Annotated in this window: 20 protein-coding genes, 1 tRNA gene and 3 rRNA genes; 8 read left to right on the forward strand and 16 right to left on the reverse strand. The window is 57.6% G+C overall.

Translation table 11 applies throughout. The features are described from left to right. The first annotated feature begins 184 nt into the window (after positions 1-184). Positions 185-1,393 (forward strand): pyridoxal phosphate-dependent aminotransferase, encoded by a 1,209-nt coding sequence (locus tag HF945_RS12055; protein WP_290522847.1) that lies wholly within the window; start codon positions 185-187, stop codon positions 1,391-1,393. A gap of 148 nt (positions 1,394-1,541) precedes the next feature. Here the strand turns inward: HF945_RS12055 and secF are convergent, their stop codons facing one another. From secF to lptF, 10 genes are all read right to left on the reverse strand, one after another. Continuing rightward, complete coding sequence (gene secF / locus HF945_RS12060; RefSeq protein WP_290522848.1) at positions 1,542-2,465, reverse strand: protein translocase subunit SecF; 924 nt, start codon at positions 2,463-2,465, stop codon at positions 1,542-1,544. Between the two features lie 12 nt (positions 2,466-2,477). After that, positions 2,478-4,358, reverse strand: coding sequence for a protein translocase subunit SecD (gene secD, locus HF945_RS12065; RefSeq protein ID WP_290522849.1), 1,881 nt, complete (start codon positions 4,356-4,358; stop codon positions 2,478-2,480). A gap of 76 nt (positions 4,359-4,434) precedes the next feature. Then, positions 4,435-4,797 carry a preprotein translocase subunit YajC gene (gene yajC, locus HF945_RS12070; RefSeq protein WP_290522850.1) on the reverse strand — a complete coding sequence of 121 codons (363 nt, stop codon included), beginning with the start codon at positions 4,795-4,797 and terminating at the stop codon, positions 4,435-4,437. Between the two features lie 23 nt (positions 4,798-4,820). Continuing rightward, a complete protein-coding gene (tgt, locus tag HF945_RS12075) occupies positions 4,821-5,933 on the reverse strand; it encodes a tRNA guanosine(34) transglycosylase Tgt (RefSeq protein ID WP_290525414.1) in 1,113 nt (370 codons plus the stop codon). A 101-nt stretch (positions 5,934-6,034) separates the two neighbouring features. Next, positions 6,035-7,102, reverse strand: coding sequence for a tRNA preQ1(34) S-adenosylmethionine ribosyltransferase-isomerase QueA (gene queA, locus HF945_RS12080; protein ID WP_290522851.1), 1,068 nt, complete (start codon positions 7,100-7,102; stop codon positions 6,035-6,037). A gap of 255 nt (positions 7,103-7,357) precedes the next feature. Beyond that, the gene (locus HF945_RS12085; RefSeq protein WP_290522852.1) at positions 7,358-7,831 is read right to left on the reverse strand and encodes an RDD family protein; all 474 of its coding nucleotides are present in this window, start codon (positions 7,829-7,831) and stop codon (positions 7,358-7,360) included. 61 nt (positions 7,832-7,892) lie between these two features. Further along, positions 7,893-7,979, reverse strand: a tRNA-Leu gene (locus HF945_RS12090). 40 nt (positions 7,980-8,019) lie between these two features. After that, positions 8,020-8,730, reverse strand: coding sequence for a PP2C family serine/threonine-protein phosphatase (locus HF945_RS12095; RefSeq protein WP_290522853.1), 711 nt, complete (start codon positions 8,728-8,730; stop codon positions 8,020-8,022). A 1-nt stretch (position 8,731) separates the two neighbouring features. After that, positions 8,732-9,793 carry an LPS export ABC transporter permease LptG gene (gene lptG / locus HF945_RS12100; protein WP_290522854.1) on the reverse strand — a complete coding sequence of 354 codons (1,062 nt, stop codon included), beginning with the start codon at positions 9,791-9,793 and terminating at the stop codon, positions 8,732-8,734. Further along, positions 9,790-10,899 (reverse strand): LPS export ABC transporter permease LptF, encoded by a 1,110-nt coding sequence (gene lptF, locus HF945_RS12105; RefSeq protein ID WP_290522855.1) that lies wholly within the window; start codon positions 10,897-10,899, stop codon positions 9,790-9,792. The genes lptG and lptF overlap by 4 nt, the downstream gene beginning before the upstream one ends. A 254-nt stretch (positions 10,900-11,153) precedes the next feature. Here lptF and HF945_RS12110 point away from each other — a divergent pair, with 254 nt between their 5' ends. From HF945_RS12110 to HF945_RS12135, 6 genes are all read left to right on the forward strand, one after another. Beyond that, positions 11,154-12,623, forward strand: coding sequence for a leucyl aminopeptidase (locus HF945_RS12110; protein WP_290522856.1), 1,470 nt, complete (start codon positions 11,154-11,156; stop codon positions 12,621-12,623). Between the two features lie 55 nt (positions 12,624-12,678). Next, complete coding sequence (locus tag HF945_RS12115) at positions 12,679-13,098, forward strand: DNA polymerase III subunit chi (RefSeq protein ID WP_290522857.1); 420 nt, start codon at positions 12,679-12,681, stop codon at positions 13,096-13,098. Positions 13,099-13,129: 31 nt separating this feature from the next. Beyond that, complete coding sequence (locus tag HF945_RS12120; protein ID WP_290522858.1) at positions 13,130-13,468, forward strand: hypothetical protein; 339 nt, start codon at positions 13,130-13,132, stop codon at positions 13,466-13,468. Positions 13,469-13,570: 102 nt separating this feature from the next. Continuing rightward, positions 13,571-16,330 carry a valine--tRNA ligase gene (locus HF945_RS12125; protein ID WP_290522859.1) on the forward strand — a complete coding sequence of 920 codons (2,760 nt, stop codon included), beginning with the start codon at positions 13,571-13,573 and terminating at the stop codon, positions 16,328-16,330. Positions 16,331-16,358: 28 nt separating this feature from the next. Further along, positions 16,359-16,925: a TetR/AcrR family transcriptional regulator gene (locus HF945_RS12130; RefSeq protein WP_290522860.1), complete on the forward strand. Its 567-nt coding sequence runs from the start codon at positions 16,359-16,361 to the stop codon at positions 16,923-16,925. A 17-nt stretch (positions 16,926-16,942) separates the two neighbouring features. Beyond that, positions 16,943-17,740, forward strand: coding sequence for a methyltransferase (locus tag HF945_RS12135; protein ID WP_290522861.1), 798 nt, complete (start codon positions 16,943-16,945; stop codon positions 17,738-17,740). On the opposite strand, the gene HF945_RS12140 is transcribed toward HF945_RS12135, so the two are convergent. Both HF945_RS12140 and HF945_RS12145 read right to left on the reverse strand, forming a co-directional pair. Beyond that, positions 17,741-18,427, reverse strand: coding sequence for a TetR/AcrR family transcriptional regulator (locus HF945_RS12140; protein ID WP_290522862.1), 687 nt, complete (start codon positions 18,425-18,427; stop codon positions 17,741-17,743). It lies immediately after the preceding gene. Positions 18,428-18,477: 50 nt separating this feature from the next. Continuing rightward, entirely contained in the window at positions 18,478-18,705 is a 228-nt protein-coding gene (locus HF945_RS12145; protein WP_290522863.1) for a DUF2061 domain-containing protein, read from the reverse strand. Between the two features lie 187 nt (positions 18,706-18,892). Between HF945_RS12145 and yegS the strand changes: the two genes are divergently transcribed. Beyond that, the gene (gene yegS / locus HF945_RS12150) at positions 18,893-19,795 is read left to right on the forward strand and encodes a lipid kinase YegS (protein ID WP_290522864.1); all 903 of its coding nucleotides are present in this window, start codon (positions 18,893-18,895) and stop codon (positions 19,793-19,795) included. Here the strand turns inward: yegS and HF945_RS12155 are convergent. The 4 genes from HF945_RS12155 to HF945_RS12170 all read right to left on the reverse strand — a co-directional run bounded on the left by HF945_RS12155 (position 19,787) and on the right by HF945_RS12170 (position 26,019). Next, positions 19,787-20,332, reverse strand: coding sequence for a tyrosine-protein phosphatase (locus HF945_RS12155; RefSeq protein ID WP_290522865.1), 546 nt, complete (start codon positions 20,330-20,332; stop codon positions 19,787-19,789). The genes yegS and HF945_RS12155 overlap by 9 nt on opposite strands. 615 nt (positions 20,333-20,947) lie before the next feature. Then, positions 20,948-21,063, reverse strand: a 5S ribosomal RNA gene (gene rrf / locus HF945_RS12160). Between the two features lie 189 nt (positions 21,064-21,252). Then, positions 21,253-24,142 (reverse strand): 23S ribosomal RNA (locus tag HF945_RS12165). A gap of 336 nt (positions 24,143-24,478) precedes the next feature. Beyond that, a 16S ribosomal RNA gene (locus tag HF945_RS12170) occupies positions 24,479-26,019 on the reverse strand. Together the 16S, 23S and 5S rRNA genes form the textbook arrangement of a ribosomal RNA operon. Between the last annotated feature and the right edge of the window lie 192 nt (positions 26,020-26,211).

The raw sequence follows: 26,211 nt of genomic DNA on the forward strand, positions 1-26,211 counted from the left end.
GCGGGCCAGGTTGTCATCTTTTCAATGCCCTGCCCGCGATTAGAGCGAATGGCGCGGGCAAGGCCCTCACAACACACCAATAACCATTGCCCGCGTATTTAAACTTTCAACTTTGAACTTTGAACTCAACCATCCCGCTGCGATGCCTCGCTCATGCGGATAAGGTTTTTCAGGAAAGGAGAACATGATGGGCAATATCAATCTGGACACGGATTTCTACGAAAGCGAAGACCCGATCTGGAACCCGGCGTTGCTCACCATTCCGGTGCCGGGCATTCGCCGCATGGTGAACCTGGCCGCAGACCTGGACGACGTGATCCACCTGTCCATCGGCCAGCCAGACTTCAAACCACCGGGCCATGTTATCCAGGCCGGGGTAGATGCACTGAACGCAGGCCAGACCGGCTACACCATGGACGCCGGCCTGCCGGAATTGCTGGAAGCGCTGGCTGAATATTACAGCACCCGTTATGGTCGGCCACTGTCACCGGAAAACCTGATGATTACCACCGGGGCCACTGAAGCCATCTACCTGGCCCTGACAGCCACCTCCGCTCCGGGACGCGAGTTCATCGTTCCTGATCCTTCTTTCATGTTGTATGGACCATTGATACGCATGAATGGAGGAACGGTAAAAAGCATTGCCACCCGGGCCGAAAACGACCACCAACTGGATCCCCAGGAAGTGATTGATGCCATGGGCCCTAATACTTTCGCCGTGGTACTCAACTCTCCCAGCAATCCCACCGGCACCATCTACCCCCGGGAGACCATTGAAGCCATCGTGGAAGAAGCGGCCTATCGCGGCATTCATGTGATCAGTGACGAGGTCTACGACCACCTGATCTACGATGGTCGCGAATATCCCAGCGTGCTCTCCTGCTGCTCAGATCTGGATCATGTCATGGTGATCAGCAGTTTTTCCAAAACCTTCTCCATGGCGGGCATGCGGGTTGGCTGGCTGATCGGCAGCCAGGGCGCCATCAAGAAACTGCGTCGCTACCACATGTTCACCACCACCGTGGCCAACACGCCGTGTCAGTGGGCCGGGGTAGCCGCCCTGCGCGGCAGCAACCAGTTCATCGACAGCATGGTCGAGGAATACCAGCAACGCCGCGACCGACTGGTAGAACTGGTAGAACAGACCCCGCACCTGACCGGCTACCGACCGGAAGGCGCCTTCTATTTGTTCCCTTCACTACCGGAAGGCGTAGACGGCGCCAATGTGGCCCTGAAAATGCTGCGCGAAACCGGCGTCTGCACCATCTCCGGCGACACCTTCGGCGAAGCCGGCAAGAGCGCGTTACGCATCAGCTACTCCACCTCCCTGGATCAGATAGAGGAAGCATTCGAACGAATCATTCCATGGATGAAGAAACAGAACTTCAGTTGAACGCCCGACGCCCGACGCCGAATGCCTGAAGCAAAAAACCGCCTGCAGGCAGGCTCCTACAGCAAGACCAAAACCAAAAAAGCCGCGAACGATTCGCGGCTTTTTTGGTTTTAGCTGTTAACTATTAATTATTAACTATTAACTGCTCTTAAGGCATTTCATCAATTTCTTCCGGCTCCGGAATGATGAAGTCTTCCTTGCTCACATTCATCATGAACAGGATGTTGCTCACCACATAGATGGAAGAGTAGGTACCGACCAGCACCCCCACCAGCAGCGCTTCAGAGAACGCGCGCATCACTTCACCACCGAAGAAGAACAGCGCCAGCAACACCAGCATGGTCGTCAAGGAGGTGTTGATAGTCCGGCTGAAAGTGGCATTCACCGCGCTGTTGATGATCTTGTCCGGATCATTCTGCCGGGAATTGCGGAAGTCTTCACGGATTCGGTCAGCCACCACAATGGAGTCATTGAGCGAGTAACCGATCAGCGCCAACACCGCCGCCAGCACCGTCAGATCAAACGGCCACTGCACCAGCGAGAACAATCCCAGCACAATCAGCACATCATGAAACAACGCCACAACCGTCGCCACACCAAATTTGTTGGAGAAGCGGAACCAGACGTAAATCATCATCAGACCCAGCGCCAGCAACATGGCCGTACCGGATTCATCACGCAGTTCGTCGCCCACCTGGGGGCCAACAAACTCCACTTTCATCAGTTCCAGCTGGTCGTTCTGCAGCTTGAGTGCCGCGAACACGTCATAACCCACTTCATCCGCATCTGCACCATCACGGGGTGCCACACGGACATTCACTTCCTTCGGTGAACCGTAGTGCTGCACGACGGCATCATCAAAACCGGCATTGGCCAGATCCGAACGCGCCTGGGCCAGCTCCACGTCCACCGGGCTTTTCACTACCACGGTGGTGCCACCGGTAAAGTCCAAGCCCAGATTCAAACCACGGGTGACCAGCAACACCACGGAAGCGATTACCAGCAGCACGGAAAGGATGCCCAACGGTTTGCGGGCGCCCATAAAGTTGATGTTCATGGTTGCTTTACTCATCGCATCACCGCCTTAAATACTCAGTTTCGCCGGTGCACGGGCGCCACGCCCGTAAACCATTTCCGCCAGGGCACGGGTACCGATGATGGCCGTGAACATGGAGGTCAGAATGCCGATAAACAGCGTTACGGCGAAGCCCTGTACCGAACCGGTACCGGCAGCAAACAGGATCACAGCCACGATCAGGGTAGTGATGTTGGCATCGAGAATGGTGGTAAAGGCACGACCATAGCCTTCCTCGATGGCCTGTCGCGGGTTCAGTCCGCGGCGCAGCTCTTCCTTGATCCGTTCAAAGATCAGCACGTTGGCATCCACCGCCATACCCACGGTCAGAACGATACCGGCAATACCCGGGAGGGTCAGGGTCGCGCCGGGAATCAGGGACATGATACCGACGATGATGATCAGGTTGCCCAGCAAGGCCACATTGGCGATCACACCGAACAGCTTGTACCAGACGATCATGAACACCAGCACCAGCACCAGACCCAGCGCCATGGACTTGAGACCGGCCTCAATGTTTTCAGCCCCCAGGCTCGGGCCGACGGTCCGTTCTTCAACAATGCTTACCGGCGCAGCCAGGGAACCCGCCCGCAGCAGCAAGGCCAATTCAGAGGCTTCCGCCGGATTGTCCAGGCCGGTAATCCGAAAGCGGCTGCCCAGGGTGTCCTGAATGGTGGCCACGTTGATCACGAACTTGTCCGTGCTACTGGTGATCTTGTCCACCAGCTTGCCATCCGCGTCTTCCACCTTCTTCACATCGGTTTTGGTTTCGATGAACAGCACGCCCATGGGATTGCCCACGTTCTTGCCGGTGATGCGCTGCATACGACGGGCACCGTCGGAATCCAGTGTTACGTTCACTTCCGGCGAACCGGATTGCTGGTCGAAACCCATGCGGGCATCGATGACCTGATCACCGGTGGCGATTTTGGACTTGTTCAGCGCAACGATGCGACCTTCCTGGCCCTTGAACGGGAAGAACTCCAGCCCCGGAGGCGCCATACCAGTGCGCAGACGAGCCTGTGACACCGTGTTGTCCACCAGACGAAATTCCAGCGTGGCAGTCCTGCCCAAAATACGGCGAGCCTGGGAGGCATCCTGAATACCCGGCAACTGCACCACAATGCGATCCGCACCCTGACGCTGCACCACCGCCTCTGCCACACCCAGTTCGTTAACCCGCTTGTTCAGGGCGGTGCGGTTCTGGTCCACCGCGTAATCCTGCATTTCCTTGAGGGCGCTGTCGTTGAGCTGCAGAACCGTTTCCGGGGCATCGCCCGCGGGTTTCATGGTGAACTTGTCCAGCGCCTGACGCAGCGGTGCACGGGCGGCATCTGCCGCCACTTGATCCGCAAAGGTCACCGTCAGGGTGGTGCCATCCACATCCACGCTGCGATAGCGCACGCCGGCGTCACGCAGAGTCAGCTTGGCATTGCCGGCCCAGGCTTCCATACGGCTGGTCACCACCGCATCCATATCCACCTGCAGCAGGAAATGCACCCCGCCACGCAGGTCCAGGCCCAGGTTCATGGGGCTGGCGCCGATGGAGCGCAGCCACTCCGGAGTGGTTTCGGCCAGGTTCAGGGCAACCACGTAGTTGTCGCCCAGCTCAACGGCGGCCAGATCACGGGCCCGCAGCTGTGCTTCCGTGTCACTCAGGCGCACCAGCAGGGAAGTGCCGACGGATTCGCCGGGGCCGTGACTGAGTCCGGCCTCATCCAGTGCCCCCAGCACTCTCTGACGGGCAACATCAGAGACTTCGCCCCCCGCATCAGCATGGCTGATCTGAATGGCGGGGGCGTCCGGGTACAGGTTCGGCAGGGCGTAGAGACCGCACACAACGAGTACGGTCAAAAGCAGGAAAAATTTCCAGCGTGGGTAGCGGGTCATAGTTCTTTCCGGTGTTTATTCCGGTTGTTGTCCGGGGTAATGAAAAAGCCCCGTACAGGACGGGGCTGAGTCTGCCTTAGATGGACTTGATAGTGCCTTTGGGCAGGGTGGCCTGGATGCTCTGCTTTTGCAGTTTGATTTCCAGGTTGTTACTGATCTCCACCACCACAAATTCGTCAGTTACCTTGGCAATTTTGCCCAGGATCCCGCCGCTGGTGACCACTTCATCACCCTTGCTCAGGTTTTCCACCAGGCTCTTGTGTTCCTTGGCACGCTTCTGCTGCGGACGAATCAGGAAGAAGTAGAACACCACCATCATCACTACCAGCATGATCAGCTCGACACCACCCGGGCCGGCAGGCGCGGCGGGCGCGGCAAAGGCCGGGGAAACCATGGCGGTGGCCAGCAGAGCCAGCAGGGAACGCATTGCGATTTTCATTGTTTACTCCAGTTTCCAATAAGCTACAGCGCAGGGGTTTGCTCGCCCCGCGCTGCGTAGAAGTCGTCCACAAAGGCGGACAATGTACCCCCTTCAATGGCCCCCCGCAATCCAGCCATCAGGCGCTGGTAATAGCGCAGGTTATGGATGGTATTGAGCTGGGAGCCAAGCATTTCGTTGCAACGATCCAGATGATGCAGGTAGCTGCGCGAGAAATGCTGGCAGGTATAGCAGTCACAACCCGCCTCCAGGGGAGACAGGTCATGGCGATGTTTGGCGTTGCGGATCTTGATCACGCCTTCGGCGGTGAACAGGTGGCCGTTACGGGCATTCCGGGTGGGCATCACGCAATCGAACATATCCACACCACGGCGAACCGCTTCCACGATATCTTCCGGCTTGCCCACCCCCATCAGGTAACGGGGACGGTCTTGCGGCATGTGCGGGGTCAGATTGCCGAGGGTACGCAGCATTTCGTCCTGGGGCTCGCCCACGCTGAGGCCGCCGACCGCATAGCCGTCGAACCCAATATCCACCAACCCGGCCAGGGATTCACGACGCAGGTTGTCGTACATACCGCCCTGGACAATGCCAAAACAGGCGGCATCGTTGCCTTCATGGGCGTCCTTTGAACGCTTTGCCCAGCGCAGGGACAGCTCCATGGAATCACGGGCCTGTTGTTCGGTGGCCGGAAACGGAGTGCACTCATCAAAGATCATGCAGATATCGCTCCCCAGGGAACGCTGCACTTGCATGGCACGCTCCGGGGTCAGCTCCACCTTGTCGCCATTGATGGGGTTCTTGAACACCACGCCCTGCTCGGAGATCTTGCGCATTTCCCCCAGGCTGAACACCTGAAAGCCGCCAGAGTCAGTAAGGATCGGTTTATCCCACTGCATGAAACCATGCAATGAACCATGGGCTTCAATGACCTCGGTACCGGGGCGCAGCATCAGGTGAAAAGTATTGCCCAGACAGATCTCGGCACCGGTATCGGCCAGATCCTTCGGCAACATGCCCTTCACGGTGCCATAGGTCCCCACCGGCATGAACGCCGGAGTCTGGATAGTGCCCCGCGGAAAGGTAATCTCCCCCCGCCGCGCCGCGCCATCGGTAGTGTTGAGCTGGAATGTCATTCGGGACATGGATTTACTCGCCTGACGCCAGACGCTTGACGCCGGACGCTGAAAAAACAGAAACAACAGGGACCTTTACGCTTGTTGCAAGCAACATACCTTTATGCCCCCTCCAAACCCGAAGCGTCAGGCATCTGGCGTCCAGCTTCCGGCATTCTTTCAATAAACATGGCATCGCCATAACTGAAGAAGCGATACTCTGCCTCGATCGCGGCCTGATAGGCAGCCATGACCCTTTCCTTCCCGGCGAAAGCGCTGATCAGCATCAGCAGGGTGGACCTGGGCAGATGGAAATTGGTTAACAGACACTCCACCAGCCGGAACTGGTAGCCGGGGTAGATGAAGATGTCGGTTTCACCCTGCCCGGCCTGCAGGCTGCCGGACTGGCTGGCCGCTTCCAGCGCCCGCAGGGCGGTGGTGCCCACGGCCACGATGCGGCCGCCACGGGCATGGGCCTGGGCCACCTGCTCCACCAGGCTGTCCGGAACCTGGTAACGCTCGCTGTGCATATGGTGGTCTTCCACCTTGTCCACCCGCACCGGCTGAAACGTCCCTGCTCCTACATGGAGGGTGACATAGCCAATATCAACCCCGTGCTGCTCCAGCGCCGCCAGCATCTCGTCATCAAAATGCAGCCCGGCGGTAGGCGCTGCCACCGCACCGGGCTCGCGGGCATACACGGTCTGGTAACGCTCCATATCACCGGCTTCATCCGGACGGTCGATGTAGGGCGGCAGCGGCACATGGCCGATCTGCTCCAGGGCCCCAAGCAGGGTGTCGCAGCCCTGAAACTGAAGAATGAACAGGGCATCCCGGCGGCCGGTGACCTGGGCGCGCACGCCCTGGTCAAACTGCAACCAGCTTCCCGGTTTGGGGGATTTTGAGGCACGCACATGGGCCAGCGCCTCGTGGTCATCCACCACCCGCTCAATCAGCACCTCGACCTTGCCGCCGCTGTCCTTCTGGCCAAACAGGCGAGCCGGGATCACCCGGGTGTCGTTGAAGATCAACAGATCGCCAGGTCGCACATGGCTCAACAGATCCGGAAACTGCTGATGCTGCAGGTGGTCAAGGGTGAGAGCCAGCAGACGCGCATCGCGACGCTGGGCGGGCGGGTGGCGGGCAATCAGCCCATCCGGGAGTTCAAAATCAAAATCGTCGACGTTCACGTACTGTACCGGCACGGAAGTTCAAGGGAGAGCAAGGATACCCGGTATTGGAAAGGGAAAAAACACCCTTCAAGGCTTCTACGGAGCCCCCGCAGGAGCTCCTCTCGAGGGGCGAATCCGAGCCTTGGCGAGGAAATGCTACGACGCCAGGCTCCAGCTCGATCTAGGGAACCCGACGGCCCTTTCTCGCTAACGCGTGATTCGTCCCTCAAGAGGAACTCCTACAGCGGCTTTGCGAGAAAGGCAGAGGAGGAATCAGCGCTTCTTTGCCTGTTTCGGCAGCTGCACGGTGGCCGTGGCAGACAGACGATCATGCAGGGTCTGGTGAGGGGCGATCAACACCACCAGATAACCGGCGCCAAACAGCCCCCAAGACAGGCAGGCCGCCAGAAAACGGGCCAGGGTTTGCCACAACTTCACCGGGCCACCCCGGTAATCACGCACCTGCAGGCGCCAGGCACGCATGCCCAGGGTCTGGCCGCCACGCATCCAGAACCAGGCATAGAACAGCCAGGTTTCCACCATCAGGATCGGGAAAAGCAACCCTTGCAGATAGGCTGGCGCCGCCCGGTCCACACCATTGATGGATTCCATGGGCAACCCGAGGCTTGGGTATACCAGTACAAAAATACCGGCAGTGACAAACCACAGTGCCAGCACCAGAAAGCCGTCATAGACCAACGCCATCAGGCGCTTGAGCAAACCGGCTGGGGGAGCATAATCAGTCATGCATCACTCCGTCGGACATCCGACATAAAAAAGCCCGCATAAAGCGGGCTTTTTTATTGTTTGGTACCAGAGGCCGGACTTGAACCGGCACGCCCGTGAAGGCAACGGATTTTGAATCCGTCGTGTCTACCAATTCCACCACTCTGGCAGTGGGGCGCGAGTATACCAGCCCGCGCCGGGTTTTCCAGCTATTCTTCTGCGTCTGCAGCAATGACCACGGCAGTGACATTATCTCTGCTACCACGATCCAGCGCAGCCTTGAGCACGCCGGAAGCGGTAACCCCATGGCGCATCAAGGACGTCAACTCGTCCACCGCCAGTACGGAATGAATGCCATCGCTGGTCAACAGAAAGCGGTGTTCGTGATCTGGCTCAAAGCGGATCTGATCCAGTTGCAGCCGCTCGCCTATGCCCACCGCCTGATAGATCACGTTGGCTCGGGGGTGCTGCATGGCCTGCTTCTCATCCAGCTCGCCGGCATCTACCAGCGCCTGCACCGGGGTGTGGTCCCGGGTCAGCATGGCCACCCCGTCACCGTCATAGCGATAAAGCCGTGAGTCTCCGGCCCACACCACGGCAGCTTCACCGCGATATACCAGCAACACCGCCACCGTGGCCCCCATGGGCTTGCTGCGCATGTTGATGGCGGCATGGTGGCGAATGGCATGATTGGCGGTCTGGAGTGCAGTTTCTACCGCTACCAGACGGTGGGCGATACCGCCCCCCAGCGAGAGGGTTTCCAGTGATTCACACACCATGCTGGCCGCCAGGTCGCCGGCCTCATGGCCGCCCATGCCATCAATCACAGCCCACAACCCCTCGCCGTCACGACAGACAAACGCGTCCTCGTTGGCCGGCCGACGGCCCTTGTGGGTACGTCCCTGTCCCCGCCAGATCATTCTATCGCACCCTCTGAAGCAGCCAGACACCCAACACCAGGCACAGCACCGGCGGCAATGCCGCCGCCACCAGAGGCTCGGTGTGGAAGACCAGGGAGAGCTGGCCAAAGAACTGCTGGCCGTAATGGAAAATCAGCCCGGCCACGATCCCGGCGGTCAGCCGCAGCCCCATGGTCACTTCCCGGAGCGGACCGAACACGAACGAGATGGCAATCAGCACCATGCCAATGGTCGCCAGCGGCATAAACAGCTTCTGCCAGAAACTGAGCATGTAGTCTGCCGTCTCCAGCCCCTGCCGCTTCAGGTAGGCGGTGTACTCCAGCAGTTTTTCCAATGCCAGGTTATCCGGCTCGAGCACCACAATGCTGAGCAGCTCGGGCGTCAGCTTGGTCTGCCATTGGCCGTTTTCCTTACTGTAAGTGTCGGTTCGTTCCTCAGTGAGACGGGTACCGGTGATGCCCTCAAGTACCCAGATATCCCCCTGATAGATCGCCCGTTTCACAAACTGGGTTTCCTGCAGCTTGTGGCTGTCATCGAACCGATACCGGGTCAGCCCGTACAGCACGCCATTGGGCTGCACCGCGTTGATATGAATAAATTCCTTGCCTTCCCGGTGCCAGTAACCGTACTTGGAACGCAGGGCTTCACCGCCACCTTCGGCCATGGAGCGGTTACTCTGCGCCACCTGTTCCGTATAGGGGGTAAGGTACTCGCCCAGCGGAATCGACAAGGCGATCAGCAGCAACACCGGCCTCAGCACCAGCCAGCTGACCCTCAGGGTAGAGACCCCGGCCGCACGGATCACCGACAGCTCCCCACTGTTGGCCAGCAGGCCAAGGCCAATCAGAGTGCCCAGCAAGATTGCCATGGGCATATATTCATAGATCCGTCGCGGCGTGGTGGTGAGGATGAACTGCAGCGCCTGCCAGACCTGATAATCGCCCCGCAACGCCTCCAGTTCGTAGATAAAGCCGAACAGACAATCCAGCCCGACAATGATGGCCAGAATGGCCAGGGTGGGCACCAGCACCGCACGCCAGAAATACCGGTTCAGTAACCTCATGCGGCCGCCCTCCGGCGGAAGAGCCGCCCGCCAAAGTAGAGCAGAAAGACCGACACCATGGCGATCAGGTGGATCCATGCCATATGCAGATACCAGGGCAGCGGGCCTGCGCGGTGGTCTTCGATGGCACTACGACACACCAGCAGCATGCCCACATACAGCATGTAGCCCAGAACCGCCGGAATCAGGCGATAGAACCGCCCCTGTCGGGGGTTGACCCGGGCCAGAGGAATCGCTGCCAGCGCCATGATCGGCACTGTCAGAATCAGCGAGATACGCCACTGCAATTCCGCCATGGCATCCTGGTTATCGCCACGCACGGACAACAAATCCCGGGTGGAGCGGCCTCGTACTTCCGGGGGGCGGCTGTCTGACTTTTCCCCGCCGATACGCACCCGCGCCTCATCAAAACCGATTTCCCGGTAGTCGAGTTGCCCGGGCTTGCCCTGGTACTGGAAGCCATCAGTCAGCAACAGGTAGCTAACCCCGTCTTCCATTACCAGCTTGCCACTCTTTGCCCAGACCGTGAGCAGCCGGTTGGCTTCGCCCTGCACTTCGAACCGGGCATCCGCAACGAACACATTCTCCAGCACACCCTTTTCACGATTGAGGTGTTCGGCATAGGTGGCCCGCTGGGCATTGCGCGAGCCCTTCACATGGAAACGGCCGGGAGTCAGTAGCTCGAGTACCGACCGGTCCTTCTGTTCTTCAAAGATGCGGGTCACTTCCGCATCGCCTCGCGGCGTCACGTAGAGGGAAAACATGCCCACCAGTGTGGTGGCCATCACCACCGGCACCACCAGCGAGCGCACGATACGGCCATGCCCCTGCCCGCCGGCCTGCAGCACGACCATTTCGTTGTCCATGTGCATGCGACCCAGAACCAGCAGCAGCGCGATATAAAGGCTGAGCGGCACGATCATCTGCAGGAATTCCGGCATCCGGAATGCCATCACCAGGAACAGGGCATCCGCGGCAATCTCGCCGGCCGCCGCTTCCGCCAGGTACTTGATGAAACGCCCACTGACCAGCACCATCACCAGAATGAAGGTGACCATGACGGTGGTCATGAAAAGCTGACGATTGATATAACGATGAAGAATCAAGGGGTAGCCCACTCGTCCCTGTCTGCGTGAGAGGTAATGGTGTCCATGATGGCAAGCCAGGCCTGCGACACCCTTACACTCCACTGAAAAAACTGCCGCCGGCACGCATGCCACGCCGAAGACCGCAGAGAATTCGGCCTAGTGTAACTGACAGGCAGTGAAAGGTGATAATGGTTCCGCCCCGGATTGCGTTTCACTCGCCAAGGCCCCACTATTTCCGGTTGTTGGCAGTCGCATAACATTTTGGAGACCACATGGATTTCGCAGCAACTCACCGGCCCCTGGAAAAGATCAAAGCTGACGCCCTGATTGTGACGATGGGCAAGAAAAGCGATCTGCCCGGCGCACTTCCGGACGAAACCGGCGCTCAGCTGACCGCATTGATCAAGTCTGGCGACTTCAATGGCAGCACCGGCCAGATGGTGTGGCTGCATAATCCTGCCGGCATCAATGCCAGTCGCATCCTGCTTGTGGGCGCAGGCGATAACCCGCCCAGCGATCAGCAATGGCTGGCCCTGCTGCGCAACACCGTGAAAACCCTTAACAACGCTCCGGTCAAACATGCTGTCTGGATGCTGGATGACGCCCTGTCACAATCTCTCGAGTGGCAGGTGCGAGAAGGGGCGCGGCTGGTGGAAGAAGGCGGTTACCGCTTTGACCAGTATCGCAGCAAGCCCGCTCCGGCGGCCAAGCTGGCCAAGTGGACCTTCTGGCACGCTGAAAAGGATGCCGCACTGAACAAGGCCCACAAGACCGGCAAGGGTGTCGCCGAAGGGGTCAACCTGGCCCGGGATCTGGGCAACCTGCCGCCCAACGATTGCTACCCGGAATACCTGAGCGGCGTGGCACGTGACCTGGCCAAGTCCTACGACAAGCTCACCGTGAAAGTCATCAGCCAGGCACAGGCTGAAAAAATGGGCATGGGCGCCTTTATCGCCGTGGCCAAAGGCTCCGAACGGCAGGGGCAGATCATCATCATGGAATACAAGGGCGCCAAACCCTCCAAACAGGGCCCTGTGGCGCTGGTCGGCAAGGGCATTACCTTTGATACCGGCGGCATTTCCCTCAAACCCGGCGCCAGTATGGATGAAATGAAGTACGACATGGGCGGTGCCGCCAGCGTGTTCGGGACCGTGAAATCCGTCTGCGAGCTGGACCTGCCCATCCATATGGTCGCCGTGGTCGCCGCAGCGGAAAACATGCCCGACGGCCGCGCCTCTCGCCCCGGCGATATCGTCAAGACCCTGTCCGGTCAGACGGTGGAAATCCTCAATACCGATGCCGAAGGCCGTCTGGTGCTGTGTGATGCACTCACCTATGTGCAGCAGAAGCACAAACCGCATACGGTGATCGACATCGCCACCCTCACCGGCGCCTGTGTCGTGGCTCTGGGCGCCCACGCCCAGGCGGTCTATGCCAACGATGACGCACTCAGCCAGGCCCTGCTGGACGCCGGCAAGGCCACCGGCGATCGTGGCTGGCCCATGCCCCTGTGGGATGACTACCAGAGTCAGCTGGACAGCCCCTTCGCCGACATGCAGAACATCGGCGGCCCCAAAGCCGGTTCCATTACTGCCGCCTGCTTCCTGTCCCGTTTTGCCAAGGACGTGAAATGGGCCCACCTGGACATTGCCGGCACAGCCTGGATCAGTGGCGGCATGAGCAAAGGCGCCACGGGCCGTCCCGTCCCCATGCTCACCCGCTATTTGATGGATAACGCCTGAGGCCCGATGCCAGACGCCTGACGCTACTCCCGGCGTCCGGCGTCCAGCTTTCAATATGACCGAAGTAACCTTTTATCTCAGTAGCAAGGCTGGTGACGGTGTTCGTCAGGCACTGGCCTGGCGCATTGCCGACAAGGCCCTGAAACAGGGCCGTCTGGTCTATGTACATTGCCAGAATGAGGCCCATGCACGGCAGCTGGACAGCGAATTCTGGCATTCTCCAAAGACAGGATTTCTTCCCCATGCGGTTCACGGGGCCGGGGATGCCCCGGTTATTCTGGGCCACGGGCCCGACCCGGGTGACCACCACGATGTGCTGATCAATCTTACCGATCAGGTACCGGATTTCGCCTCTCGTTTCCAGCGCGTGGCAGAAATGATCAGCGGGGCGGAGAATGAAAGGCAGGCCGGGCGCCAGCGCTTCCGTTTTTACCGTGAACGGGGCTTTCCGGTCACCACTCACGAACTGGGCTGAGCTAGCACCGCCCGTTTCAGGGTCCAAAGGCATGAATAACGATCGCGAATCACGCAAGCAGGCGCTGCTCCAGGAACTGGGCGATATCCAGTCCCTGCTTGATGATATGGAATCGTCGCCATCGGCAGCCAGCCGCCCCATGGACACCGAACAGATTCGCAAACTGGCCAGCGAGCGGGCCAATCCGTTTCTTGACCGCCCCTCGGCGCCCCCAGCGCAACCGCCTGCCGCGCCCCGGTCCCAGCCCCCGTTGAACAACAATGATATCGACCAGATTGTGGACAGCCTGGTCGAAGAAGCCCTGCCCAAGCTGGAAAAAGCCCTGCGCCTTCGGCTGCGGGACGCCCTTCGCCGCAAGAACCAACCCTGATTACTCCTTCACGCCCGGCCTTCAGGGCGCGACGTCGCCGCCTGGCTTCGTTATAATTCGCCCTCATTTTTGCAGGCAACTCTTCAGGCACAGGCGCTGATCATGGACAAGACTTACCAACCCGATCGCATTGAGCAATCCTGGTACGAAAGCTGGGAAAAAGCCGGACACTTCAAACCTTCCGGTCAGGGTGATTCCTTCTGCATCATGATCCCGCCGCCCAATGTGACCGGCAGCCTGCACATGGGCCATGCTTTCCAGGACACCATCATGGACACCCTGGTGCGCTATCGCCGTATGCAGGGCCGCAATACCCTGTGGCAGGTGGGCACTGATCACGCCGGCATCGCCACCCAGATGGTGGTGGAGCGCAAGCTGGCCGGTGAAGGCACCAACCGCCATGAACTGGGCCGTGAAAAATTCCTGGAAAAGGTCTGGGAATGGAAAGGCGAATCCGGCGGCACCATTACCCGCCAATTACGCCGCATGGGCGCCAGCGTGGACTGGACCCGTGAACGTTTCACCATGGACGAAGGCCTGTCCAATGCGGTGCGCGAAGTGTTCGTGCGCCTGCACAAGGAAGGCCTGATTTACCGTGGCAAGCGCCTGGTGAACTGGGACCCGAAACTGCACACCGCCATTTCCGACCTGGAAGTGGAAAATGTGGAAGAGCAGGGCCACATGTGGCACTTCCGCTATCCGCTCTCTGACGGCTCCGGCCACCTGGTCGTCGCCACCACCCGCCCGGAAACCATGCTCGGCGATACCGCCGTGGCCGTGCACCCGGAAGATCCGCGCTACAAGGACATGATCGGCAAGACCATTCGCCTGCCCCTGGCCGACCGCGACATCCCCATCATTGCCGACGATTACGTGGACCCGGACTTCGGCTCAGGCTGTGTGAAGATCACCCCGGCCCATGACTTCAACGACTATGAAGTGGGCAAGCGTCACGACCTGCCGATGATCAACATCTTGACCATTGATGCAGCACTGAATGACGAAGTGCCGGAAGCCTATCGCGGCATGGATCGTGTGGATGCACGCAAGAAGGTGGTCGACGATCTGGACGCCCTGGGCCTGCTGGAAAAAGTGGCCGACCACACCCTGCAGGTACCCCGTGGTGACCGTTCTGGCGTCATCATCGAGCCCTACCTGACAGACCAGTGGTTCGTGGCCGTGGAAGAGCTGGCCAAGCCGGCCATTGCCGCCGTGGAAAATGGCGACATCCAGTTCGTGCCCAAGAACTACGAAAACATGTACTACTCCTGGATGCGCGACCTGCAGGACTGGTGTATTTCCCGCCAGCTGTGGTGGGGTCACCGCATCCCGGCCTGGTACGACGCCGACGGCAATGTCTATGTAGGCCGCACGGAAGAAGAAGTGCGCGCCGAGAATAATCTCGGGGACATTCCCCTGAGCCAGGACGACGACGTGCTCGACACCTGGTTCAGCTCTGCCCTGTGGACCTTCTCCACGCTGGGCTGGCCCGATGATGAGGAGATGCTTCGCACCTTCCACCCCACCGATGTGCTGGTCACCGGCTTCGATATCATTTTCTTCTGGGTCGCCCGGATGATCATGATGACCCTGAAGTTCACCGGCGAGGTGCCCTTCAAGAAGGTCTATGTTCATGGTCTGGTACGCGACAACGACGGCCAGAAGATGTCCAAATCCAAGGGCAACGTGCTCGATCCGCTGGACATGATCGACGGCATCACCCTGGACGAGCTGGTGGAAAAGCGTACCAAGGGGCTGATGCAGCCACAGAAAGAAAAGCAGATCACCAAGCGCACCCACAAGGACTTCCCCGACGGCATCAACGCCTACGGCACCGATGCCCTGCGTTTCACCTTCCTGTCACTGGCCTCCACCGGCCGCGACATCAAGTGGGACATGGGGCGCATCGAGGGCTACCGGAACTTCTGCAACAAGATCTGGAACGCCGCCCGCTATGTAATGATGAACACCGAAGGCCAGGACTGCGGACTTGAGGGCGAGGTGGACCTGTCCATCGCCGACCGCTGGATCACCTCTGCCCTGCAGCGCGCCGAACAGGAAGTCAGCGAAGCCCTCGACAGCTTCCGTTTTGACGTGGCCAGCCACGCGGCATACGAATTCATCTGGAACGAGTACTGCGACTGGTATCTGGAACTGTCCAAGCCGGTGCTTTACAGCGACGACTATTCCGAAGCGCAGAAGCGCGGCACCCGTCGCACTCTGGTACGGGTATTGGAAGCCATCCTGCGTCTGGCCCATCCCTTCATGCCCTTTATCAGTGAAGAGATCTGGCAGAAAATCGCCCCGCTGGCAGGCAAGAACGGCGACACTATCATGCTCCAGCCTTTCCCGGCTCCGCAGCAGGAGCTGATCGACAGCGAAGCGGAAACCGGTATTGCCTGGATCAAGAGCGTGATCACCGCAGTACGTAATATCCGCGGCGAGATGGGCATCCCTCTGGGTAAAGCCCTGCCCCTCTACCTGCATAACGGCAAGGACAGTGACAAGGCCTTGCTGGATGCCAATGGCACCTTCCTCAGCAAACTGGCCAAGCTGGAGTCCATCACCTGGCTGAGCCCGGAAGATTCCGCTCCCGCCTCGGCAACCGCCTTGGTGGGGGACATGGAAATCCTCGTGCCCATGGCTGGCCTGATCGACAAGGAAGCCGAGATCGAACGTCTCAGCAAGGAAATCGACAAGCTGCGCAAGGAAGTAGGCCGAGCGGAAGGGAAGCTGAAAAACCCGAACTTCGCTGACAAGGCTCCCCAGGCGGTGGTCGACAAGGAAAAAGCCAAACTGGATGACTACCGCTCCCAGCAAGCCAAGCTGGAAGAGCAACTGGAAAAGATCAAGTATCTATAAGGCAAGCAGGACACAGGAGCCTCGAGTCATGGACGACCCACGCCGCGCCCGCATTCTTGTTGCCGCCCAGGAAGTGTTTGCCCGCGAAGGCTTTCGCACCGCGGAGGTAAAAACCATTGCGGAGCAGGCCGCTGTGGGCAAGGCCACCATCTACAAGTTCTTTGCGTCCAAGGAGGCCTTGCTACTCACCATCGTTGAAGAAAACCTCAACGATATCCGCGACATCATTCTCGCCGCGCTGATGAGTGTAGAACCGCCTCTGCAGCGTCTTGAAGATCTGTGTCGCAGGGTAGCCCGCTATCTGGAACAGAATCAGGATTTCAGCCGTGTCCTGATCCAGGAAGCCGGTGATTTCATGGGAGACATACAACGTCAGTACCTTGCACTGATGGAACAGAACCTGCCCGTGGCCGACGCCTTTTTCAATGAGCTGCGCAAAGACGGCTATTTCGTCGCCCTTCCCACTCGCGATACGATCCTGTTAATGGTAAATCTGGTGGTAGGTACCACCTATACCTGGGCCCTCACCGGTGAGGGCAGCCTGGAAACCCAGGCCGCTGACTACATGAAGGTGTTGATTCGCGGCCTGAGATAGCAGCTTGGGATGGATTCATGCGCATTATGATTATTTTCAGTGCCTTCCTCGCCGCCAGCCTGGTTCATGCGGATTCCCTCCATGAGCTGGTTGACGGCCCGCACCGCAGCCAGCAAGAGATCGCTCGCAACGAGTACCGGCATCCTGTTAAAACCCTGGAATTCTTTGAAGTTGAGCCCAACCAGACGGTAGTGGAAATCTGGCCAGGAGGGGGGTGGTACACGTCTATCCTCGCACCCTGGCTGCATCAGCACGGTACTTACTATGCCGCTCATTTCCCTGAAGACAGTGACATCCCGTTCTACCGCCGCTCTGTCACCCTGTTCAAGACACGGTTGGCCGAAACGCCCCGCATTTACAATCGTGTTCGAGTCACCGCACTCAATCCCCCCACCCACACAGTGATCGCGCCTGCGGGCACCGTCGACCGGGTACTGAGTTTCCGCAATGTGCATAACTGGGCCAAGGCGGGCAAGACCGAAGCCATGTTTGCCAGCTTCCATGATGCGCTCAAGCCCGGCGGGATACTCGGCATTGTCGAGCACCGGGCACCGGAAGCTCGCCCACTGGATCGGCAGATCGAAACCGGCTACATGAGCGAAGGGTATGTGATTGAACACGCGGAGAAGGCGGGGTTTACCCTGGTTGCGCGCAGTGAAATCAACGCCAATCCAAAAGACCAGGCCAACCACCCAGCCGGGGTATGGACCCTGCCCCCCACTTTGCGGCTGGGCGACAAGGACCGGGAGACGTATCAGGCGATCGGGGAAAGCGATCGCATGACACTGAAGTTCATCAAGCCGGAATCACCCTGATCAGGAGGCGTGCTGACGCTCGAGCATACCGGGCGTCACCTCTCCCAGCACCAGCGACTCGGCAATACCGATGGCCACTCGTTGGCACTGTTCCAGACGCTCCTGGGAGAAACCGCCGTCATCAAAGATGTACAGGGAATAGTTCTCCAGCATCCACAACATGGTTCGGAAAACCAGCGGATCGTAATCCTTCCCGGTGAAGCGGCTGATCTGTGCAGTGAGCACCTCAGAAGCAATACCCTGTGCCCGCATGCGATGAGGCGCCAGCGCAGAAGTTGAAGAGCGCGCCTCTTCCATCATCAGCTTGATGATCGGCCCCATGCTGACGTGATATTCAAAGTACACCTTGGTGGTGTTGCGAATAATGTCGTTGGCGGAACCCGCCTGTTTCACTTCCTTGTGGAAGTGCAACAGCATGTTGTCCACGAAGATCCGGTAGATGCTTTCCAGCACATCCATCTTGTTGCGGAAATACTTGTAAAAAGTCCGCCGGGACACATCAGAGGCGTCTAGAAGATGCTGCACCGTGGTGCGCGCCAAACCTCGCTGGGCAAACACCTGCATGGAGTGAATCAGGATCTCAGCCCGAGCCTGGGAGCGTTGTCCTCCCTCTTCACGCGCGTGTACTTCCAGTACCTGATTCACTACCTGACGAATTGCATCTATGTCACTGCTACGACTTTGCACCTGACATCCACCCCTGAAAATGTATACTTGTCGGTAGCTTAACGAAGGCCCTATAGGGAGTAAACACTGAGTTTATCCTCGGACATGACCGTTTTGTTCAAGGATTGGCCGTTGTTTCGCCGCTTCCAAACCTTTTCATGGAAGTGGTAGGCCACCGTGTTCACACAGGGCTCAACCAGCGCCGTCAATCCACCGATGCGCCAGTCTCCAGTCATTACCCAAACCACTGCAAACGCCACCGAAAAGTGTACGGCGGCAAAACTCATTGTCTTGATCATGGCTGCCTCCATTGATTGATAATGATTATTAAATACAATTTAGCCATTCTCTATAACTATCCCTGTATGGCACTGATAGCCAAACCCGATAAAGAGCATCAACAGTTGTAAAGTCCGGCCGCCAACAGCGGACATCGCAACAATCGCCCGCTAGGATTTAGCCATTCATACCTGCAGAGGACATGCGATGAGTGACCGAAAATTTCTTATCCTGCACGGCAAACAAGCCAGCAACGATGCCCTGCGCAAAGCCGTACAATCACGACGGGACACCGGCGAGGATCTGGCCGTCCGGGTCACCTGGGAAGGGGGTGACGCTGAACGATATGTCAAAGAAGCCCTGGATAGTGGTTACAAGACCATCGTCGCCGCCGGCGGGGATGGCTCCATACGAGACATCGCCAATGCCATGATTGCCAGTGAAAAGGACGATCTGGCCCTGGCGATCGTGCCATTGGGTACCGCCAATGACTTTGCCACCGCCGCAGCGATCCCTGATGATGAAGCTGATGCCCTGGCGCTGCTGGACCATGGCCCCATCCCCTGCGATGCCGTTCGGATCAACGATCAGTACTTCATCAATATGGCAACCGGCGGGTTTGGAACGGAAGTCACCACCGAAACCTCCGAAGACCTCAAGAAGATGCTGGGAGGCGCAGCCTATTTCCTCACCGGGCTCAGCAAGTTCACCGAGATCAAGGCCGCGTCAGGTACATTTACCAATAACGACTTCCACTGGCAGGGAGAGTTTCTTGCCGTGGGTCTGGGCAACGGCCAGCAGGCCGGGGGAGGACAACGTCTGTGCCCAGACGCCGTTATCAACGATGGCTTGATCGATGTGGCCATCCTGCCTGCAGACATGGACCTGCTCGCCGGGGTCAGGGAGCTTTTTGACAGCGAAGCGCGCCAGGATCCGGACTATGAAGGGCTCTTCATTCGTCACCGGGTGAGCACGCTCACCGTCGAAACCCCCTCCCCCATGCATTTCAATCTGGATGGTGAGCCAATCAAGGACACCCGCTTTGAAATCAAGGTTCTCCCCGGCAGGCTCGCGCTCTATCTTCCCAGCGAGTGTCCGCTATTAGGCTGACACCTTGCCCGATACGCCCGCCGCACAGTGCAGGATGAATTCCCTCACTCGCTGGCGGCGGGCGTCCAGCTTGTGTCCATATAGCGGGAAGTGCTCCCAGACCTGCTGGTCGCGAACACCAAATCGACGCGTTGCCACCGCCACCACCATCATGCCAGTGCGAATCACCCCCATTTCGCAGTGAATCAGACAGACACTCCCCTCACGATCCAGCTCGTCCACAAACTGCTGGATCTGGGACTCGGTTGGCGGCGTGTCCTGTGCCATCGGGATATTAACCAGGCGAATCTGGTGTTGCTCACAAAAAGCGGCCTGGCGGGCATACCACCCTTTCTTGGGGTACTCGGATTCCAGGCGCAAATTGATGATCGTGTTCACCCCCAACACACGATGGACCACCCACAACCCCACAGGCCCCAGCGTACCGCTGCGATACAGCTTCCCTGCCTTAACCGGGCGAAAGTGGTACATCAGTTTGTGATAGCGATACACAAGAAAGGCGATAACGACTGCAGCGCACAACAAGGCAATCCACATGGCATTGGGTCCGGGCAATGAAGTTGCCACCCAGTATTAGCGGCAATCTAGTAATTCTGGTTAACGGGGAGTTGCGATCCGATGACACACATGGGCATGGTGCGATGTTCGGGTTTCCTGGATGCGTAGGACGCTCGTAACTGCAGGCGCTGGATTGGGTCTGCGCCTGCTCGACATTGAGCACGTGTTGCAGCGCCAGGTGCCGGATGGCCCCCCACGGCAGTGTGGGAGCGTGCCTGCACGCGATGGTTTGGTGAAGATCGCCTGCAGGCAGGCTCCTACGGCGGGGTTGGTGTTGGGCTTTGGGCTTTGGGCTTTGGGCTTTGGGCGTCGGGCGTCGGGCGTCTGGCGGGATGATGACCTACTTAGGTAGCGAGCGAGCTCGCTATCCCTTCGGGACGCCTGCGGCGCCTCACCCTGGCACCTGCGGTGCATCGGGTGTCACATGGCGACTTCGTCGCGAGGTAGGGAGAGGAGTTCACCGTATCCACGTGCTTCGCTTGCGAAGCCGAACAGCCGCTTTTCAGGCTGGCCCGAAGGGTGAGCGCAGCGAATCAAATATAAAAAAAGGCCCCTCAGCATAATGCGCTGAGGGGCCTTCTTTTATATTTAAGAGCCTGACGATGACCTACTCTCACATGGGGAAGCCCCACACTACCATCGGCGATATGTCGTTTCACTTCTGAGTTCGGCAAGGGATCAGGTGGTTCCAACACTCTATTGTCGTCAGGCAAACTGGTTTGGTTTTCCTGATGAGATCAGGAGGACCAAATAAGTTGCCTTACCGGTCGACGACTCGACTGACCGGCAAAGCCAAATTGGGAACGAGAAGTTTGCTATTCACTGTAGCAAGCTGACTTCTGACACACTGTCTTTACGCTGTCCTGTGGCCTGGAGCCAAGGGACTGCTTTGGTGTTATATAGTCAAGCCTCACGGGCAATTAGTACGGGTTAGCTTCACGCCTTACAACGCTTCCACACCCCGCCTATCAACGTTGTGGTCTTCAACGGCCCTTCAGGGGAATCAAGTTCCCAGGGAGATCTCATCTTGAGGGAGGCTTCCCGCTTAGATGCTTTCAGCGGTTATCCCGTCCGAACTTAGCTACCCGGCAATGCCACTGGCGTGACAACCGGAACACCAGAGGTTCGTCCACTCCGGTCCTCTCGTACTAGGAGCAGCTCCTCTCAAATCTCCAACGCCCACGGCAGATAGGGACCGAACTGTCTCACGACGTTCTAAACCCAGCTCGCGTACCTCTTTAAATGGCGAACAGCCATACCCTTGGGACCGGCTTCAGCCCCAGGATGAGATGAGCCGACATCGAGGTGCCAAACACCGCCGTCGATATGAACTCTTGGGCGGTATCAGCCTGTTATCCCCGGAGTACCTTTTATCCGTTGAGCGATGGCCCTTCCATACAGAACCACCGGATCACTAAGACCTGCTTTCGCACCTGCTCGACTTGTAGGTCTCGCAGTCAAGCACCCTTCTACCTTTACGCTCGTTGCACGATGTCCGACCGTGCTGAGGGTACCTTTGTGCTCCTCCGTTACTCTTTGGGAGGAGACCGCCCCAGTCAAACTACCCACCACACAATGTCCCCGACCCGGATAACGGGCCTGGGTTAGAACCTCAAACATGCCAGGCTGGTATTTCAAGGACGACTCCACAATGACTGGCGTCACTGCTTCAAAGTCTCCCAGCTATCCTACACAAGCAGGCTCAAAGTCCACTGTGAAGCTGTAGTAAAGGTTCACGGGGTCTTTCCGTCTAGCCGCGGGTACACAGCATCTTCACTGCGATTTCGATTTCACTGAGTCTCGGGTGGAGACAGCGCCCCCATCATTACGCCATTCGTGCAGGTCGGAACTTACCCGACAAGGAATTTCGCTACCTTAGGACCGTTATAGTTACGGCCGCCGTTTACCGGGGCTTCGATCAAGAGCTTCGCCGAAGCTAACCCCATCAATTAACCTTCCGGCACCGGGCAGGCGTCACACCCTATACGTCCGCTTACGCGTTTGCAGAGTGCTGTGTTTTTAATAAACAGTTGCAGGGGCCTTTTCACTGCGACCGCCGATAGCTTAGGGAGTAAATCCCATCACCGTCAGCGGCGTACCTTCTCCCGAAGTTACGGTACCACTTTGCCTAGTTCCTTCACCCGAGTTCTCTCAAGCGCCTTAGAATACTCATCCCAACCACCTGTGTCGGTTTGGGGTACGGTTCCTTATAACCTGAAGCTTAGAAGATTTTCCTGGAAGCATGGCATCAACCACTTCCCGGTCACAAAGGACCAGTGGTCTCGACTCTCAGCCTTAAGAACCCGGATTTGCCTAAGTTCTCAGCCTACAGCCTTTCCCCGGGACAACCAACGCCCGGTAGGCATAGCCTTCTCCGTCTCTCCATCGCAGTTATAAGAAGTACAGGAATATTAACCTGTTTCCCATCAGCTACGCATTTCTGCCTCGCCTTAGGGGCCGACTCACCCTGCGCCGATTAGCGTTGCGCAGGAAACCTTGGTCTTTCGGCGTGGAAGTTTTTCACTCCCATTATCGTTACTCACGTCAGCATTCGCACTTGTGATACCTCCAGCATGCTTCTCAACACACCTTCACAGGCTTACACAACGCTCCCCTACCCAGTGACATAAGTCACTGCCGCAGCTTCGGTATCCAGTTTTAGCCCCGTTACATCTTCCGCGCAGGCCGACTCGACTAGTGAGCTATTACGCTTTCTTTAAAGGGTGGCTGCTTCTAAGCCAACCTCCTAGCTGTCTGAGCCTTCCCACATCGTTTCCCACTTAACTGGAATTTGGGGACCTTAGCTGGCGGTCTGGGTTGTTTCCCTCTCCACGACGGACGTTAGCACCCGCCGTGTGTCTCCCGGATAGTACTCACTGGTATTCGGAGTTTGCATCGGTTTGGTAAGTCGGGATGACCCCCTAGCCGAAACAGTGCTCTACCCCCAGTGGTATTCGTCCGAGGCGCTACCTAAATAGCTTTCGGGGAGAACCAGCTATCTCCGAGCTTGATTAGCCTTTCACTCCGATCCACAGGTCATCCGCTAACTTTTCAACGGTAGTCGGTTCGGTCCTCCAATGCGTGTTACCGCATCTTCAACCTGCCCATGGATAGATCGCCCGGTTTCGGGTCTAATCCCAGCAACTCAACGCCCTATTAAGACTCGGTTTCCCTACGGCTCCCCTAAACGGTTAACCTCGCTACTGAAATTAAGTCGCTGACCCATTATACAAAAGGTACGCCGTCACCCTACAAGAGGGCTCCGACTGCTTGTACGTACACGGTTTCAGGTTCTATTTCACTCCCCTCTCCGGGGTTCTTTTCGCCTTTCCCTCACGGTACTGGTTCACTATCGGTCAGCCAGGAGTATTTAGCCTTGGAGGATGGTCCCCCCACATTCAGTCAAAGTTTCACGTGCTCCGACCTACTCGATTTCACTTGATCAGATTTTCGGATACGGGGCTATCACCCACTATGGCCGGCCTTCCCAGACCGTTCTCCTAATCATTCACAAGCTTAAGGGCTAATCCGCGTTCGCTCGCCGCTACTGACGGAATCTCAATTGATTTCTGTTCCTAAGGGTACTTAGATGTTTCAGTTCCCCTCGTTCGCTTCACATACCTATGGATTCAGTATGTGATACCTGCCTTATGACAGGTGGGTTTCCCCATTCGGAAATCTCCGGATCAAAGTCTGTTTGCCGACTCCCCGAAGCTTATCGCAGGCTACAACGTCCTTCATCGCCTCTGGCTGCCAAGGCATCCACCGTGTACGCTTAATCACTTGACTATATAACCCAAAACAGTCTCTTCATCGTTGACCTCTCGACCAACAACTCCAATCCCGTCCAGGCTTTTTCATCGTGATAACGATTCACCATAAAGACACAAGTGTCAGAAAGTCTCTAACGCTTGCATTCTCAATGAATACTTGGACTTCTCATTTCCCAAATTGTTAAAGAGCTTCTCATATCATCAAATATGAGACCGATTAAAAAACCGGAAACAAATAATCCGACTCTCTTCACAAGGAAGGGGAATCACTTGTTTCCGGCTTCTTGCCGGCAACTTTAACCAACAGACAAGCAAACGTGTGGGCCCTGAACAGGACGGAGATCTTTGTCGTTAAGGAGGTGATCCAGCCGCAGGTTCCCCTACGGCTACCTTGTTACGACTTCACCCCAGTCATGAACCACACCGTGGTAATCGTCCTCCCGAAGGTTAGACTAACTACTTCTGGTGCAATCCACTCCCATGGTGTGACGGGCGGTGTGTACAAGGCCCGGGAACGTATTCACCGTGGCATTCTGATCCACGATTACTAGCGATTCCGACTTCATGGAGTCGAGTTGCAGACTCCAATCCGGACTACGAACGGTTTTAAGGGATTTGCTTGGCCTCGCGACTTCGCTGCCCTCTGTACCGCCCATTGTAGCACGTGTGTAGCCCAGGCCGTAAGGGCCATGATGACTTGACGTCGTCCCCACCTTCCTCCGGTTTGTCACCGGCAGTCTCCCTAGAGTTCCCACCCGAAGTGCTGGCAACTAAGGACAAGGGTTGCGCTCGTTACGGGACTTAACCCAACATCTCACGACACGAGCTGACGACAGCCATGCAGCACCTGTCACTGCGTTCCCGAAGGCACCAATCTATCTCTAGAAAGTTCGCAGGATGTCAAGGCCTGGTAAGGTTCTTCGCGTTGCATCGAATTAAACCACATGCTCCACCGCTTGTGCGGGCCCCCGTCAATTCATTTGAGTTTTAACCTTGCGGCCGTACTCCCCAGGCGGTCTACTTATCGCGTTAACTTCGTCACCAAGAATACTAAGATCCCCAACGACTAGTAGACATCGTTTACGGCGTGGACTACCAGGGTATCTAATCCTGTTTGCTCCCCACGCTTTCGCACCTCAGCGTCAGTGTCAGTCCAGGAGGCCGCCTTCGCCACTGGTGTTCCTTCCGATCTCTACGCATTTCACCGCTACACCGGAAATTCCACCTCCCTCTACTGCACTCTAGCCTGCCAGTTTCAAATGCAGTTCCCAGGTTGAGCCCGGGGCTTTCACATCTGACTTAACAAACCGCCTACGCGCGCTTTACGCCCAGTAATTCCGATTAACGCTCGCACCTTTCGTATTACCGCGGCTGCTGGCACGAAATTAGCCGGTGCTTCTTCTGCAGGTAACGTCAAGTACTCACCGGTATTAACAGTAAGCCTTCCTCCCTGCTGAAAGTGCTTTACAACCCTAGGGCCTTCTTCACACACGCGGCATGGCTGGATCAGGGTTGCCCCCATTGTCCAAGATTCCCCACTGCTGCCTCCCGTAGGAGTCCGGGCCGTGTCTCAGTCCCGGTGTGGCTGATCATCCTCTCAGACCAGCTACGGATCGTCGCCTTGGTAGGCCTTTACCCCACCAACTAGCTAATCCGACGCGAGCTCATCCATCTGCACAAGGCCCGAAGGTCCCCTGCTTTCCCCCGTAGGGATTATGCGGTATTAGCTCGAGTTTCCCCGAGTTATCCCCCACAAATGGGCAGATTCTCACGCGTTACTCACCCGTCCGCCGCTCGACGCCTGGGTGCAAGCACCCATCGTTTCCGCTCGACTTGCATGTGTTAGGCCTGCCGCCAGCGTTCAATCTGAGCCATGATCAAACTCTTCAGTTAAGAAAAGCGTTTAAAGTGGCCTCTCATAGAGAGGAGCACTTAATGCATGCTCAGTTCGTCATCTGAATTAACAAAAACTTTGTTGACTCGTTCAGAACTGAAATCTTTTAAAGATCCCATCCCGAACAGGTCCCACACGTTTGCTTGCCTGATTGTTAAAGAGCGTCTCGTCCGGCGCCGCGCTTCGCGTTG

The sequence above is a fragment of the Alcanivorax sp. genome, from assembly GCF_017794965.1.
Taxonomy (GTDB): Bacteria; Pseudomonadota; Gammaproteobacteria; order Pseudomonadales; family Alcanivoracaceae; genus Alcanivorax.